Here is a 15,688-nt window from a genome sequence, read left to right on the forward strand (position 1 = left end):
AAAAAATCGGAGCTTCCCCATGCGCCTGAGCACCTCCATGATGTATTCGAACGGCCTGAAGGGCGTCCTCGCTCAGGAATCCGACATGAACCGCCTGGTCGAGCAGGTGGGCAGCGGCAAGAAATTCCTGACGCCGGCCGACGATCCGCTGTCCGCCTCGCTGGCGATCAACGTGGCGCAGACGCAGAGCATGAACTCGACGTACCAGCTCAACCGCAACACGGCGAAGACCAACCTCGGCCAGGAAAACAACGTCCTGGACTCCATCACGACGGCGTTGGCCGACGTGCGTACCCGCGTGGTGCAAGCCGGCAACGGCACCTTCGCCGACAGCGACCGCCAGGCGCTGTCCACCGCCCTGAAGAACGCCCGCGACGCACTGCTGGGCCTGGCCAACAGCACGGATGGCAACGGCCAATACCTGTTCTCGGGTTACCAGGGCGGCGTGGTGCCCTATTCGCAGGACACCAACGGCAAGATCGTCTACAGCGGCGCCACGGGCGAACGCACCGTGCAGGTCGACCAGTCGCGCCAGATGTCCACCAGCGACATCGGCAGCGACATCTTCAACCGCGCCAACCCGGGTTCGCAGGCCTACGTCAGCACCGCCGCGCAGGCCAACACCGGCACCGCCCAGTTCAGCACCGTGTCGGTGACGCCGGGCAGCCCCAACATCGGCAAGGATTTCCGCCTGCAGTTCGAATCGGATCCGGCCACCGGCAACATGGGCTACCGCGTCATCACGACCGATCCCAATGCCAACCCGCCGGTGCCGCCCGTCACCACGCCGGCGCCGCCGGCCGCGCCGACCGTGTACACGCCGGATGCCGCCATCGATTTCGGCGGCGTGTCGGTGGTGATCAAAGGCACGCCCCAGAACGGCGACGTGATCGACGTGCAGAGCGTGCAGTCGGCCGACGTGGACATGTTCAATACGCTGGACAGCCTCATCAAGACGCTGGATTCGCCGATTGCCGGCGACCCGGTCGCCCTGGCCAAGCTGAACAACGAACTGGCCACGGCCAACAAGAAGCTGTCCACCAACTACGACAACGTGCAGACGGTCGCGGCGTCGGTGGGCGCCCGCATGAACGAACTGGACGCGCTGGACGCCACCGGCACGCAGAAGGGCCTGTCCTATTCGAAGTCGCTGTCGGATCTCGAGGACCTGGACTACTACTCCGGCGCCAGCCAGCTGGCGCTGCGCCAGGTGGCCTTGCAGGCCGCGTCGGCCGCGTTCATGACCATTCAAGGATCCAGTCTGTTCAGCCGCAAATAACGCGGTGAGTCCATAGGCCGTGCCCATGGGCGCGGCATGTTGCGCGCCCTTACGGACGCTTCCGGTGGATACCGGAGCGTCCGTGTGTGCGTACAGGGTAGGAATTTTGTCGTTTCACCTCGCATAACGTCGGGTATTTCATGCTTGTCAATTTGAAAGTTCGCACCTGCATCATTCTGGTGTTGTTGCTCTTCACGGGTGCCATGTTCCTGTCCAATGGCGTGGCCTGGATGGGCTTGAATTCCAGCAACACCAAGCTGGACCAGATCAACAGCGCCTATACGGACCGGGCGGTGCCGCTCAACCGCGCCTACACCGTGTTCCTGCGCGCGCGCCTGCTGTTGTCCACGTCGTTGATGGACATGCAGCAGGGCAAGACCGAACAGGCGGCCGCGCAGGCCAAGCGTTCCGAAGGCCTGATGCAGGATGCCTTCAAGATGATGGATGCCTTCCGCAAGGCGCCGCCGCTGGAGGGCACGGAAGCGCTCGGCCAGGCGCTGGAAGCCGCGCTCAAGGAGTACGACACCGTCCTCAAGGGGCAGGCGGCCGCGCTGTCCAATATGGCGATACAGGACTATCTGAACCTGAATGACTCCGCCAGCAACGTCAATACCAAGTTCCGCGAAGCTGTCGATAACTACCTCAGCTTCATCGACAAGCGCACCGACGAGTTCGCGGCGCAGGCAGCGGTCGACCACGGCGTATCTCGCAGCGTCACCATCGCCTTGCTGGTGATCGCATTGGTGTTGGCGATCGGCTGTTGGATATTCATCAACCGCACGGTGCTCAAGCCCCTGCACGAGGCGGGTGATCATTTCGAGAAGATCTCGGGCGGTGACTTCACCGGCCGTATCGAGGTGCGCAGCACCAATGAAATCGGCCAACTGTTCGCCGCCATCAAGCGCATGCAGGAGAGCCTGACCCGTACGGTGGCGACCGTGCGCCGCGGCGTGGACGAAATCAACGTCGGTTCGCGCGAGATTTCGGCGGGTAATACCGACCTGTCCAGCCGCACCGAGCAGCAGGCGGCCTCGCTGGAGGAAACCGCGGCTTCGATGGAAGAGCTGGCCTCGACGGTCAAGCAGAACGCCGACAACGCGCGCCAGGCGAACCAGCTGGCGGCCAGCGCGTCGGACGTTGCCGAGCGCGGCGGTTCGGCGGTGGCCGAGGTGGTCAACACGATGCAGGGTATTTCGGCCAGCTCGCGCAAGATCTCGGAAATCGTGTCGGTGATCGACGGCATCGCGTTCCAGACCAACATCCTGGCGCTGAACGCAGCGGTGGAAGCGGCCCGTGCCGGCGAGCAGGGCAAGGGTTTCGCGGTGGTGGCGGGCGAAGTGCGCTCGCTGGCGCAGCGCAGCGCGCAGGCGGCCAAGGAGATCAAGGGCCTGATCGAGGACTCGGTGAGCAAGGTGGGCGCCGGTTCGCAACAGGTCGAACGCGCGGGCGCGACGATGCAGGAGATCGTGGCCTCGGTCAAGCGGGTGACGGACATCATGGGCGAGATCTCGGCGGCGTCCGAGGAGCAATCGAGCGGCATCGACCAGGTGAACCGCGCGGTGTCGCAGATGGACGAAGTGACGCAGCAGAACGCGGCGCTGGTGGAAGAGGCGGCGGCCGCGGCCGGTTCGTTGCAGGAACAGGCGCAGCGCCTGGCCGAAGCGGTGGCGGTGTTCAAGATCAACGCGGGCGACGTGATCGAGGTGCCGGCGCGCCAGCTGGCGCAGCAACACAGTGCGCCGCGGGTTGCCGCAGCGCAGACCGAAGCGCAGGTTTCGGCCGCCAGGACCGCCAAGCCTGCCGCTCAGGCGGCTGCCAAGCCGGAACCCGCGGCAGAGCCGGATCATTCCCCGGTGACGCCGCCCGCGGCGCCGGCGCCGCGGCTGGCCCAGCCGGTCCGTGCCCGACCGACGGCCAACAGCGGCGCGACGGCGGCCAGGCCCCTGCGCCGGCCGGTCGTCAAGACCTCCGATGCCACCGATGTCAAACCCGTCAAACCGGCACCGTCGGCTGCCCGCCGTGCGCCGCCGGCCGACGACGATTGGGAGTCCTTCTGACGGAGTGATCCGCCGGTGTATTGCAATGCATTGAATAGGCAGTAGAAAACACATCCCTTTTACGGCGGGGCGACGACAGCGTGTCGCCCCGACGGTTACCGGAAATATCGGAAAATGTTAAGCAATCTGAAGGTGCGCACGGGCTTGATGCTTGCCCAATTGGCAGTTGCCGTGGCCGCGCTGGTTGCCATTGCCCTGGGTTGGAGCAGCATGCGATCCAACGCCGAAGCGATCAACGCTTTGGATAGCCTGAGTGTCCAACAGAGCAATCTGGTCAAGGACTCTTACGTGCAGATGCTGCGCGCCACCATCCGTGCCGACATCGCCGCCGCGCAGCGGGCGGCCGGTGACAAGGCGGGGGCCGCCGAGAACACGCGCATCGTGCAGCAACTGCTGACGGATGGCAAAGCCAAGCTCGAACGTTTCAAGGCCATTCCGAAAACCACCGATATCGGCCGCGAGGCCGAAGGGCAGCTGCTGGCGTCGTTCAATGGCTTTGCCGAAGGCCTGCAGGCCATGCTGGGCGCCCTGGACCGCGGCGACAATGCCGAGTACCTCAAGCTGAAGAACACCAAGACCGCCGCGGCCAGCGGCGCGTTCTCCAAGCAGCTGACCGAATTCGCCAACACGATCACCGCCTACAGCGAAGAGCAGGTGGCGTCGTCGCGCGCCAATGGCGCGGTCATGACCTATGTGTATCTGGCGCTGGTGCTGGTGATCCTGGCGGTCTCGCTGGGCGCGTTCCTGTTCATGAACCGCGTGGTGCTGCGTCCGTTGCGTATGGTCGGCGAGAGCTTCGACCGGATCGCCGGCGGTGACCTGACCACGCGCGTCGATGTCCAGTCGACCAACGAGATCGGCGTGCTGATGGCTGCCGTCAAGCGCATGCAGGAAAGCCTGGCGCGCACCGTGGCGACCGTGCGCCGCGGCGTGGACGAGATCAACGTCGGTTCGCGCGAGATCTCGGCCGGCAACACCGACCTGTCCAGCCGCACCGAAGAGCAGGCGGCCTCGCTGGAGGAAACCGCGGCCTCGATGGAAGAGCTGGCCTCGACGGTCAAGCAGAACGCCGACAACGCGCGCCAGGCGAACCAGCTGGCGGCCAGCGCGTCGGACGTTGCCGAGCGCGGCGGTTCGGCGGTGGCCGAAGTGGTCAACACGATGCAGGGCATCTCGGCCAGCTCGCGCAAGATCTCGGAAATCGTGTCGGTGATCGACGGCATCGCGTTCCAGACCAACATTCTGGCGCTGAACGCGGCGGTGGAAGCGGCCCGCGCCGGCGAGCAGGGCAAGGGTTTCGCGGTGGTGGCGGGCGAAGTGCGCTCGCTGGCGCAGCGCAGCGCGCAGGCGGCCAAGGAAATCAAGGGCCTGATCGAGGACTCGGTGAGCAAGGTGGGTGCCGGTTCGCAACAGGTCGAGCGCGCGGGCGCGACGATGCAGGAGATCGTGGCCTCGGTCAAGCGGGTGACGGACATCATGGGCGAGATCTCGGCGGCGTCCGAGGAGCAATCGAGCGGCATCGACCAGGTGAACCGCGCGGTGTCGCAGATGGACGAAGTGACGCAGCAGAACGCGGCGCTGGTGGAAGAGGCGGCGGCCGCGGCCGGTTCGCTGCAGGAACAGGCGCAGCGCCTGGCCGAGGCGGTGGCGGTGTTCAAGATCAACGCGGGCGACGTGATCGAGGTGCCGGCGCGCCAACTGGCGCAGCACCGCAGTGCGCCGCGGGTTGCCGCGCCGCAAGCTGAAACGGTTGCGCCGACGCCGGCGCCGGCCCCGACAGCCGCCGCACCCGCGGCACGCCAGACCGCGCCCGCGGCGCGCCTGACGCACAGCGCGCCGCGCGCCAAGACGGCGACGGCGGAGGCGGCCAGCGCGGCGCGTCCGCCGCGCCGCCCGGCCCCCCGCGCGGCGGCCAACGACGCCAAGCCGGCGCCGGCGGCCACCCGCCGCCAGGCGCCGGCCGACGATGACTGGGAATCTTTTTGACGCCGGTCGAGACCGGTAAATGGGCAGGTATGCGAGGCTATCTACAACATCTTCTGGCAGCAGCGGCGATCACGGCGCTGATCACGGGCTGCGCGGCGACGGGCCACAATTTCGACCCGGGCAAGCTGTCGACGCTGACCCCCGGGCAGACGACGCTGGAAGAGGCCTCGCGGGCGCTTACCGCGCCTCCTGACAAGTTCTACAAACAGACCGACGGCACCTTCCTCGCCCTCTGGTCCTTCAAGATCACGTTTGTCGCCGACGGCTTGTACAGCCGCAAGGAAGCGCTGCTGCAGTTCGGCCCGGACGGCCGCCTGATGCGCCTCGTCGACAGCACCAATATTCTGCTGGAACCCTGGGAACGCCAGAAACTGCTCGGCCCCGCGCCCGCGCCTGACGCCAGTCAGGAATGGGCGCAGCAGCCGGCGCCGGCCCCCCAGGTGGAAACCATCGTCATTCCGGTGCCGGCTGCGCCGCCCGAACCGACGCGCCAGGGGCGATAGGCCCCGTTCCGCGGAGAGCGTGCCGGCCCCCGGGCCGGCGCGTACGTCGCCCTGAAGCGTGCCCGCTCCGCAAGGATGGCGCGCCAGGGTGGTTTTTCATTTGGTCAGAGCTGTACCTGAGGGATGGGGAAAGAATATGGAAGCGAGTCTGGAATCCGGAGCGAAGTCCGGCAAGGTCGGTAAGAAAAAGGCCGCGCGCGCGCCCAAGGTGAAACGCAAGATGAGGCTGCGCGATGCCCGCGTCGGCACGATGCTGCTGTGGGTGATGGCGTTCTTCGCCGTGTTGATCGCGGCTGTGGGCGGACTGGCTGCCTTCTTCCTGCAGCACAACTATGAATCGATCCGCCAGGTCAATGAGCTGACCGAACGCGCCAAGCAGGTTGAAGTCATCAACAGCGACATGCTGCGCGCCCGCGTCAGCCTGATGGTCGCCGCCCGCCACCTGCAGGAATCCGGCTGGGGCAGTGGCGAGAACTCGGCGCGCGACGCCGCCGCCGCGCTCAAGGGCGCCACCGATCTGTTGACGGGCGTGCGCAGCCGTTTCGCGGAATTCCAGAAGAACATGCTGCAGGACGACACCGGCCGCCAGCTGTCGATGAACCTGGTCCGCCGCTACCGCTCGTATATCGATGACGGCGTCGACACCATGGTCGAGGCGCTGCGCAGCGAGGACTATTCCACTTTCTACATGGTGAACAACGAGTACGGTACGCCCCGCAGCGCGGCCTTCATCGAGGCCATCGCCGAGTTCAGCAAGTACATCGACGCCCAGCAGCAGGCCACGATCGACCAGGCCGAGGCCAATTTCAACCGTGCCATGGTTGCCGTGGCGGTTGCGGTGGCGCTGGCACTGGCGCTGATGGTGTTCTGCCGGGTGCTGTTTGGCCGCCTGGTGGTGCGCCCGCTGGTCGAGGCTGGCCAGCATTTCGACAAGATCGCCGCGGGCGACCTGACCAGCCGCGTCGAGGTGCGTTCGCACAACGAGATCGGCCAGCTGTTCGCGGCCCTCAAGCGCATGCAGGAAAGCCTGACCCGCACCGTATCCACGGTGCGCCGCGGCGTCGATGAAATCACGGTCGGTTCGCGCGAGATCTCGGCCGGCAACACCGACCTGTCCAGCCGCACCGAAGAGCAGGCGGCTTCGCTGGAGGAAACCGCGGCCTCGATGGAAGAGCTGGCCTCGACGGTCAAGCAGAACGCCGACAACGCGCGCCAGGCGAACCAGCTGGCGGCCAGCGCGTCGGACGTTGCCGAGCGCGGCGGTTCGGCGGTGGCCGAGGTGGTCAACACGATGCAGGGCATCTCGGCCAGCTCGCGCAAGATCTCGGAAATCGTGTCGGTGATCGACGGCATCGCGTTCCAGACCAACATCCTGGCGCTGAACGCGGCGGTGGAAGCGGCTCGCGCGGGCGAGCAGGGCAAGGGCTTCGCGGTGGTGGCGGGCGAAGTGCGCTCGCTGGCGCAGCGCAGCGCGCAGGCGGCCAAGGAGATCAAGGGCCTGATCGAGGACTCGGTGAGCAAGGTGGGCGCCGGTTCGCAGCAGGTCGAGCGCGCGGGCGCGACGATGCAGGAGATCGTGGCGTCGGTCAAGCGTGTGACGGACATCATGGGCGAGATCTCGGCGGCGTCCGAGGAGCAATCGAGCGGCATCGACCAGGTGAACCGCGCGGTGTCGCAGATGGACGAAGTGACGCAGCAGAACGCGGCGCTGGTGGAAGAGGCGGCGGCCGCGGCCGGTTCGCTGCAGGAGCAGGCGCAGCGCCTGGCCGAAGCCGTGGCGGTGTTCAAGATCAACGCCGGTGAGGTCATCGAAGTGCCGGCCCAGCAATTGGGCGGCTATCAGGCTCCGACCCTGACGCAAGACTGATCCAGACGGGGCCGGCGCCCCGTCGGACAAGGCGCGCGGCCGCAACGGCCGTCACCCCAGCCGACCCGACGCCCGTTCGCGGACGCCGGGTCGAATGCTGTCCGCCGGTCGGACCTTATACCTCGATGGCTTAAGTTTTCGAAAATATTGCCGTTCATAGTCATAACGCCCAAAATACGGGCGGCGAAAAATTTCGGCAGGACCGCACGGCATCGGCATGCGCACGTCGCGAGGCCGGACGGGTGGATAGCGGCCGGGCGCCAGGCCCGACGCCCGCCGTGGCTGACCGTTCGCCGCCCCATACGATGTAACGGAGACCCGCTGTGCGTGTGAACCTTCCTGTCAATGATGTGGAAACCAAGCTGCGCGAAGATCAATACCTGATCTCACGCACCGATACCAAGGGTCGCATCCTCTACGCGAATCCGGCCTTTATCGAAGTCAGCGGCTTTTCGCGCGAGGAACTGATCGGCAAGGCTCACAACGTCGTCCGCCATCCGGACATGCCGCCGGAAGCCTACGCGGACCTGTGGCGTACCCTGCAGGCGGGTGAATCCTGGCTGGGCCTGGTCAAGAATCGCCGCAAGGACGGCGGCTACTACTGGGTGCTGGCCAACGCCACGCCGATCGTCGAGAACGGCGAGGTGGTGGCGTATTCGTCGGTGCGGGTGCGGCCCAGCGACGCCCAGATCGAAATGGCCGAGGAACTCTACGCGCGCATGCGCGAAGGCCGCGCCCGTGGCGTGCGCATCCTGCGCGGCCGCCCGGTGCGGGCGGGCTGGCGCCGCGGGTTGGACTTGCTGGCCTTCCCGTTCCGGCGCAATGTGCGCGGCCGCATGTTCCGCCACGCGCTGCTGTCCTCGGGTATCGTGGTGGCGGCGGGCGTCTATGGCCTGCGGGCCAATTGGGATACGCTGGACGCGACCGGCGCCGGGGTGGCTTGTGGACTGCTGGCGCTGGGCGTGGCCGGGATCTTCGCGCTGGGCTGGCGCCTGAGCCGGTCGCTGCTGGATCCCATGGTCGAGGCCGCGAACATGGCGCGCCAGGTTGCCGCGGGCAACCTCACCACCCAGATCGTGGCCGAGTCCGACGACGAGATCGGCAGCCTGAATTTCTCGCTGGAAGTCATGCGCAAGAGCCTGGTCGGCATCGCCCAGGACGTGTACCGCGGCATCGAAGGCACCACGCAGGCGGCGGTGCATATCGCCCGCGGCAACCAGGAACTGGCGGGCCGCACCGAAGGCCAGGCCGCCTCGCTGCAACAGACGGCGGCGAGCATGGAACAGCTGACCTCCACCGTGCGGCAGAACGCGGACAATGCGCGGCAGGCCAACCAACTGGCCGCCAGCAGCATGGACGTGGCGCGGCGCGGCGGCGTGGCGGTGGGGCAGGTGGTCAACACCATGCATGGCATTTCGGACAGCTCGCGCAAGATCGTCGACATCGTCAGCATCATCGAGGGCATTGCCTTCCAGACCAACATCCTGGCGCTGAACGCGGCGGTGGAAGCGGCGCGCGCCGGCGAATCCGGCAAGGGCTTCGCGGTGGTGGCAGGGGAGGTCCGCAGCCTCGCGCAGAAGAGCGCGCAAGCCGCCAAGGAGATCAAGGGCCTGATCGAGGACTCCGTCGAGCGCGTCAGCGAAGGCTCGGCGCAGGCCGAGCAGGCGGGCGCGACGATGCAGGAGATCGTCGATGCGGTGCATCGCGTCACCGACATCATCGGCGAGATCTCGCAGGCCTCGCAGGAGCAGTCCAGCGGCATCGAGCAGGTCGACAGCGCCGTGTCGCAAATGGACGTGATGACGGTGCAGAACACGGCGCTGGTGCAGGAGCTGGGCGGGGCGGTGCTGCAACTGGGCAACCAGTCGGGCGCGTTGCGCGAGACCATCCGGGTGTTCCGCCTGACCGGACAGCAGTGACGTCTGCGCCATCGAAAAAAACGGCCCGCGCGGGCCTTTTTTTTTATGCGCCCGCCAAGGCGGCCGGGAATCCGTGCCGAACTTGCCGGCGTGTCGCCGGAAGCTAGCGTCCCGCCAGCGCGTCGGTCACCCGGCTCATGGCCGACAGTCCGGATTCGAACAACGATTCCAGGAAGGGGCCGGAGTTCGGCAGCACCACGGTCAGCAGCACCACGCCGACGATCAGGCTGACGGGGAAACCCACCGAGAACACCGACAGCTGCGGCGCGGCGCGGTTCAGGATGCCCATGGCCAGGTTGATGGTCAGCAGCGCGCAGATCAGCGGCAGCGCCAGCAGCAGGCCGGATACGAACACGGTCTTGCCCCATTCCACCACCACGCCCCAGCCGTTCTGGTGCAGCTGGATCGCGGCCACCGGCAGCGTGTCGAACGACCGTACCAGGGCCGCCAGCACCAGCAGGTGGCCGTCCAGCGCCAGGAAAGTGAGCATGGCGACGATGTTGAACAGACGCGACAGCACGGCGGTGTTGGCGCCCGTGCTGGGGTCGAAGAACGAGGCGAACGACAGGCCCATCTGCAGGCCGACGAATTCGCCGGCGGTCTGCACCGCCGCGAACACCAGCCGCATCGTGAAGCCCATGGCGATGCCGATCAGCACCTGCTGCATCACCATCCACAGGCCCGCGAACGAGCCGGGCGCGATTGGCGGCGCCGGGTCGAGCGCAGGGCTGACGGCCACGGCCAGCACGAAGGCCAGGCCGATCTTGACCTTGACGGGAACGGTGGATTCGGAGAAGAGGGGAGCGGTGCCCACCAGCGCCAGGATGCGCACGAACGGCCAGAGGAACTGGCCGATCCAGCCATTGAGCTGTTCGATGGTGAAGGAAAACATGCGGGCGCGTCCCGGAGTGCGGCGGCGCGCGCCGCTACGACACCAGGCCGGGAATCTGGCCGATCAACTGACGGATGTAGTCGACCATGATGCCGATCAGCCACGGACCCAGCAGCACCAGCACGCCGCACATGGCCAGCAGCTTCGGGATGAACGACAGGGTCATTTCGTTGATCTGGGTGGCCGCCTGGAAGATGCTGATCACCAGGCCCACGATCAGGGTGATGACCAGCAACGGACCCGCCATCGCCAGCGCGATCTTCATCGCCTGGTAGGTCATGGTCATGACGGTTTCGGCGGTCATGGCGATTCCCTATTGGTAGAAGCTCTGGGCCAGCGAGCCCATCAGCAGGTTCCAGCCGTCGGCCAGCACGAACAGCATCAGCTTGAACGGCAGCGCCACGGTGACGGGCGGCACCATCATCATGCCCAGCGCCATCAGCACGCTGGCCACCACCAGGTCGATGATCAGGAACGGAATGAAGATGGTGAAGCCGATCTGGAAGGCGGTCTTGAGTTCGCTGGTGATGAAGGCCGGCACCAGGATGCGCAGCGGCACCTGCGAGGGGTCTTCCAGCGCCGGCTGCTTGGCCAGGTTGGCGAACAGCGCCAGGTCGTTCTCGCGGGTCTGGTGCAGCATGAAGGTGCGCAGCGGACCGGCGGCGCGCTCGACCGCGGCCTCGAACTGGATCGAGCCCTCGGACAGCGGCTTGTAGGCGTCGGTGTAGATCTTGTCGAACACCGGCGACATCGTATAGAAGGTCAGGAACAGCGCCAGGCCGATCAGCACGTGGTTGGGCGGCGACATGGCCGTGCCCATGGCGCTGCGCAGCAGGCCGAGCACGATGATGATGCGGGTGAAGCCGGTCATCATCAGCAGCGCCGCGGGCAGGAACGACAGCGACGTCATCAGCAGCAGCGTCTGCATGCTGAGCGAATAGGTTTCGGAACCGCCCGGGCCCGGCGTCGCGGTCAGGGCCGGCAGCGTCGCCTGCGCCACCACGCCGGCGGGGAACAGGGCCAGGCCCAGCAGGGCGGCGGCGCCCAGCAGGGGCAGCGCGCCGCGGCGGGCGCGAGGGGAGTTGGGCAAGCTCATGGTGTGAAAACGCGCGCGCCGGCTAGCGGCGCTTGAGCGCCTGGCCCAGTTTGGCCGCGAAGGCGGCGGTGGGCAAGGGCGCGGCCTGCGGCAGTTCGCCGGCGGGCAGGGTATGCAGGGTGTTGAGCTGGCCGGGGCTGACGCCCACGACCACCCAGGTGTTCTCGATCTCGACGACGACGATGCTCTGCCGCGCGCCGATCGGCAGGCTGGCGACCTGCTTGAGCAGGTTGCCGCCGCCGCGCTGCGTCAGGCCGGCGCGGCGCGCCAGCCAGGCCGCGGCCAGGATGGCCGCCAGCACCAGCACCAGGCCGATGATGACGCGCAGCAGGGCGGAATCGTTCATCACGGGCGTGGCTTCAACGGCGGTTGTTGAGGCGGTTGATGCGTTCGGACGGGGTGATGATGTCGGTCAGGCGGATGCCGTACTTGTCTTCCACCACCACCACTTCGCCCTGGGCGATCAGGTAGCCGTTGACGAAGATGTCCATCGGTTCGCCGGCCAGGCCGTCCAGCTCCACCACCGAGCCCTGGCCCAGTTGCAGCAGGTTCTTGATGGTCAGGCGGGTGCGGCCCAGTTCCACCGTCAGCTGGACGGGCACGTCCATGATCAGGTCGATGTCGGTGCCATTGCCGGCGGCCGATCCGGCCAGCGGCTTGAACACCGATTGCGCGGCTGATTGGGCGGCAGGCGCGGCGGGGGCCGGTGCGGCCGGAGCAGCAGCAGCGGGCGCCGGCGCGGCGGCCGCGGGCGGCGTGGCCGCGGTCTGCTCGGCCATGGCGGCGGCCCAGTCGTCCTGGGCGGGCTTCAGGCCGTCCGCCTGGGTGGGCGGATTGGCGCGGGATTGTTCGGCGAGCGCGTCGGCCCAGTCGTCGGCCGGGGACGAGCCGGAGCCGGGCTCGTTCTTGTCAGTCATGGTCGGGGGCCTCGTTTGATTCGGTATCGTGGGTAAACATGTTTTGCACGCGCAGGGCGTACTGGCCGTTGAAGACGCCGTAGCCGCATTCCATCAGCGGCACGCCGTCGACGTGGGCGATGACGGTCTGCGGCACATCCACGGGCAGGATGTCGCCGACCTTCATGCGCATCAGTTCGCGGATGCTGGACGGAATGCGGGCGAATTCGGCGACCACGTCGATGTCGGCGCTGCGCACCTGGCGCGAGAGCTGCTGCGACCAGCGCTGGTCGACTTCCTCGAGCGTGGTTTCCTGCAGCGGCCGCGTGAGCAGGTCGCGCACCGGCTCGATCATGGAGTAGGGCAGGCAGATGTTGAGGTCGCCGCCGGTCGCGCCGAATTCGATGTGGAAGGAGGTGACCATCACCACTTCATTGTTGCCGGTGATGCTGGCGAACTTGGTGTGCATCTCCGAGCGCACGTAGTCGAATTCGATCGGATAGACGGGATCCCAGGACTTGCCGTAGCTTTCCAGGGTCAGGTTGAGCAGGCGCCGGATGATGCGCTGCTCGGTGGTGGTGAAGTCGCGGCCTTCGACGCGCGTGTGGTAGCGGCCATCGCCGCCGAACAGGCTGTCGATGACCAGGAACACCAGGTTCGGGTCATAGGTGAACAGGGCGGTGCCGCGCAGCGGCTTCATCTGCACCATGTTCAGGTTGCTGGGAACCGGCAGGTTGCGTTCGAAGTCCGCGTACTTCTGGATCTTGATGGAACCGACGGTGATGTCGGCGCTGCGGCGCATGAAGTTCAACAGCACGCTGCGCATCTGCCGCGCAAAACGTTCGTTGATGAGCTCCAGCGTCTGCATGCGCCGGCGCACCACGCGGTCCGGCGAGCTCAGGTCATAGGCGCGGGCGCCGTCGTTGGGGCCCGCGGATTCCTTTTTGCTGTCGCTCTCGCCCGTGACGCCGGCCAGCAGCGCGTCGACTTCGTCCTGCGAAAGAAACGCCTCGTAGGCCATGCTTATTGCACCACGAACGCCGTATACAGTACGTCGGTGACATACTGGCCGTCCGGCAGGGGCGCGAACGGGCGATTGACGGCTTGCTTGATGGCGTTGGCCATGTCGGTCTTGCCCTGTTGCGTCTGCACGCCGGTGGGCGATTGCGAAGACAGCACCATCAGGATGCGGCTGCGCACTTCAGGCATGTACTTTTCCAGGCGGATGCGGGTCTGTTCGTCGCTCACGCGCAGGGTCAGGCCGACGTGCATGATGCGTTCGGTGTCGGCGTTCTGCAACGTGACCGTGAAGGCCTCGATCGGCACGAAGATCGGCGCCGGCACGGCGGCCGGCGTCGTGGGCGGGGCGACGAACGTGGTCGGCGTGGCCTGCGGGCCGGCGGCGCCGGGCTGGCCCGGCTGGTTGCCGGTCTGGCCCACGCCCAGTTGCACCGGCGCGCCACCGCCTTGCGGCTGCATGCGCTGCGCGATGAACCAGGTCGCGCCGGCGCTGGCGGCGGCCACCAGCAGCAGCACCAGGATCATGAGCAGCGGACGAAGAATGCGGCCTATGCCGCCGGAGCGTGTCGGAAGCGGGCCGCGCGGCGGCATGGTTGTGGGTTTGGAAGTCGCCATCTCGGTGTCGATGCGTGTTTTGCCGCTGATGAAAACGGATTCTTAGTGGATGAAAGCATTCTGCCCGAAATCGCGCCCCCGATTGGAGGCGAAAAACAGGGCGAAAGCCGTGTATCTCAAGCTATTGCTGCACCGCCCGCAACCGTTGCCAGCCGCGGGCCGCGTGATTGTTACGCGAAGGTGTCGACCAGCGCATTGGCGTTGCGCGCAGCCGTCACGGTGGCCGCCTGGCCATCGATCGCGGCATCGGCCACCGCGGCGCCATTGCCGCCGCCCTGGCGTTGCGAACCGCCGCCATTGTGCTGGGCGAATTCCTGCTGCGCGGCCTGTTCGCCGACGCTGGTCTGGCCCAGCGAGATGCCGGCCTGGGCCAGCGCCTGCTGCAATTGCGGAATCGCGGTTTCGATGGCCTGGCGCACCGAGGCGTGGGCCGACACGAACGAAGCGCTGGCGACGCCGTCGGCCAGGTTGATGCTGACGCGCAGCGGGCCGAGGTCGGGCGGGTCCAGGCGCAGTTCGGCGGTCTGGGTGCCCTGGCGCACGTTGTTGCTCATCACCACCATCTGCTGGCCCAGTTCGGTGCCCCAATGGGTGCCGCCGACCGGCGTGGCGACCTGCAGCATGACCGGCACGTTGGGCACGGCGACGCTGGCGGGGTTGGAGACGGGAGCCGGCTGCTGGCGCTGGCTGGCAGCGGCGATCGCCTGCGCCAGGTGATCCTGGGCGTTGGTGGCGTGCTGCGGCAGCTGGAACTGTTGCGCGGTGCTGGGCAACGGCGCGGCCGGGTCTTCTTCGGTGCGGGCGTGTTGCGGCAAGGCGGGCGCGGCTTCGGGCGCGGCGACACGCGGGTTGGCCGCGCGCGGGGCGGCGGCTTCGGGCGCCGGACGCGGCAGCTCGGCTGCCGGCGCAGTCTTGACGGGGGCTGCTTCGACGGCGGGCGCGGAGCCCGCCTTGACGGCGGCGGTGATCACCGGCTGCGCGACCTGGGCGTCGCGGCTGGCCAGGGCGGCCGCGGCCTCGGCCTGCTGCGCGGTGGCCGGCACCGGCGTGCGCGGCGTTGCGATGGCATCGTTGGCGGTGAGCGCGGCCTGCACCACGGCGGCGCCGCTGCCGATGGCCGTGGCGGCGGCCTGGGCATTGCCCCGCGCCAACTGGACCTGCTCGGCGGCCTGGGCGGCGATCTCGAGCGCCTGCTCCGGCAACACGACCGGCGTGGCCGGTTGCTGCGTGGCGGCGACGGCAAGCGCGCCGGCCTCGGCCTGGGCCGCGGTCTGCACGGCGTTGTCGATGGCCGAGGCGGCGGCGTCTTCGGCGTTGCCCGCGGCATCGCCGGAGGTCTTGCCGCCGGACGCGGGTGTCTTGACGCCGTTGTTATTGGCCGGTCGCGCGTCGGCGGACGGGTTGGGACGCTGCTGGGCCAGCACGTCGGAGAACGACGGGCCCTTCTTGGTCGAGGCGGCCGCGGACTTGGCGCCGAGCGTGTCGGCGATCGAGACCGGCGCGGCGGGCGCGATGGCGGGGGTGGGCAGGGGAGCGGTCATATCGGGCTTCCTGTGGG

The 15,688-nt window shown here is 67.5% G+C and carries 14 protein-coding genes; 6 read left to right on the forward strand and 8 right to left on the reverse strand.

The window, feature by feature from the left end; translation table 11 throughout:
* Nucleotides 1-19: 19 nt before the first annotated feature.
* The 6 genes from flgL to AC6CR5_RS03085 all read left to right on the forward strand — a co-directional run bounded on the left by flgL (nt 20) and on the right by AC6CR5_RS03085 (nt 9,611).
* On the forward strand, nt 20-1,279 hold the full coding sequence (gene flgL / locus AC6CR5_RS03060) for a flagellar hook-associated protein FlgL (RefSeq protein ID WP_020927344.1): 1,260 nt from the start codon (nt 20-22) through the stop codon (nt 1,277-1,279).
* 140 nt (nt 1,280-1,419) lie between these two features.
* The gene (locus AC6CR5_RS03065; RefSeq protein ID WP_054504917.1) at nt 1,420-3,336 is read left to right on the forward strand and encodes a methyl-accepting chemotaxis protein; all 1,917 of its coding nucleotides are present in this window, start codon (nt 1,420-1,422) and stop codon (nt 3,334-3,336) included.
* Between the two features lie 114 nt (nt 3,337-3,450).
* Nucleotides 3,451-5,322 (forward strand): methyl-accepting chemotaxis protein, encoded by a 1,872-nt coding sequence (locus tag AC6CR5_RS03070; RefSeq protein ID WP_045953120.1) that lies wholly within the window; start codon nt 3,451-3,453, stop codon nt 5,320-5,322.
* A 29-nt stretch (nt 5,323-5,351) separates the two neighbouring features.
* Entirely contained in the window at nt 5,352-5,825 is a 474-nt protein-coding gene (locus AC6CR5_RS03075; protein WP_020927348.1) for a hypothetical protein, read from the forward strand.
* Nucleotides 5,826-5,961: 136 nt separating this feature from the next.
* A complete protein-coding gene (locus AC6CR5_RS03080) occupies nt 5,962-7,692 on the forward strand; it encodes a methyl-accepting chemotaxis protein (RefSeq protein ID WP_006385236.1) in 1,731 nt (576 codons plus the stop codon).
* Between the two features lie 323 nt (nt 7,693-8,015).
* Entirely contained in the window at nt 8,016-9,611 is a 1,596-nt protein-coding gene (locus AC6CR5_RS03085; RefSeq protein WP_054444993.1) for a methyl-accepting chemotaxis protein, read from the forward strand.
* 103 nt (nt 9,612-9,714) lie between these two features.
* On the opposite strand, the gene fliR is transcribed toward AC6CR5_RS03085, so the two are convergent.
* The 8 genes from fliR to AC6CR5_RS03125 all read right to left on the reverse strand — a co-directional run bounded on the left by fliR (nt 9,715) and on the right by AC6CR5_RS03125 (nt 15,671).
* Nucleotides 9,715-10,503, reverse strand: coding sequence for a flagellar biosynthetic protein FliR (fliR, locus tag AC6CR5_RS03090; protein ID WP_006385234.1), 789 nt, complete (start codon nt 10,501-10,503; stop codon nt 9,715-9,717).
* Between the two features lie 34 nt (nt 10,504-10,537).
* Nucleotides 10,538-10,807, reverse strand: coding sequence for a flagellar biosynthesis protein FliQ (gene fliQ / locus AC6CR5_RS03095; RefSeq protein ID WP_006385233.1), 270 nt, complete (start codon nt 10,805-10,807; stop codon nt 10,538-10,540).
* 9 nt (nt 10,808-10,816) lie between these two features.
* Complete coding sequence (fliP, locus tag AC6CR5_RS03100) at nt 10,817-11,599, reverse strand: flagellar type III secretion system pore protein FliP (RefSeq protein WP_020927351.1); 783 nt, start codon at nt 11,597-11,599, stop codon at nt 10,817-10,819.
* 22 nt (nt 11,600-11,621) lie between these two features.
* Nucleotides 11,622-11,945 carry a flagellar biosynthetic protein FliO gene (fliO, locus tag AC6CR5_RS03105; RefSeq protein ID WP_006384758.1) on the reverse strand — a complete coding sequence of 108 codons (324 nt, stop codon included), beginning with the start codon at nt 11,943-11,945 and terminating at the stop codon, nt 11,622-11,624.
* 13 nt (nt 11,946-11,958) lie between these two features.
* Nucleotides 11,959-12,516: a flagellar motor switch protein FliN gene (gene fliN / locus AC6CR5_RS03110; protein ID WP_038503373.1), complete on the reverse strand. Its 558-nt coding sequence runs from the start codon at nt 12,514-12,516 to the stop codon at nt 11,959-11,961.
* Complete coding sequence (gene fliM / locus AC6CR5_RS03115; RefSeq protein WP_498085261.1) at nt 12,509-13,516, reverse strand: flagellar motor switch protein FliM; 1,008 nt, start codon at nt 13,514-13,516, stop codon at nt 12,509-12,511. Before fliM ends, fliN begins: the two co-directional genes overlap by 8 nt.
* A 2-nt stretch (nt 13,517-13,518) precedes the next feature.
* Nucleotides 13,519-14,130, reverse strand: coding sequence for a flagellar basal body-associated FliL family protein (locus tag AC6CR5_RS03120; protein ID WP_026385346.1), 612 nt, complete (start codon nt 14,128-14,130; stop codon nt 13,519-13,521).
* A gap of 170 nt (nt 14,131-14,300) precedes the next feature.
* Nucleotides 14,301-15,671 (reverse strand): flagellar hook-length control protein FliK, encoded by a 1,371-nt coding sequence (locus AC6CR5_RS03125; RefSeq protein WP_112957521.1) that lies wholly within the window; start codon nt 15,669-15,671, stop codon nt 14,301-14,303.
* Nucleotides 15,672-15,688 lie beyond the last annotated feature (17 nt).

It is taken from the genome of Achromobacter sp. EG18, assembly GCF_059759395.1.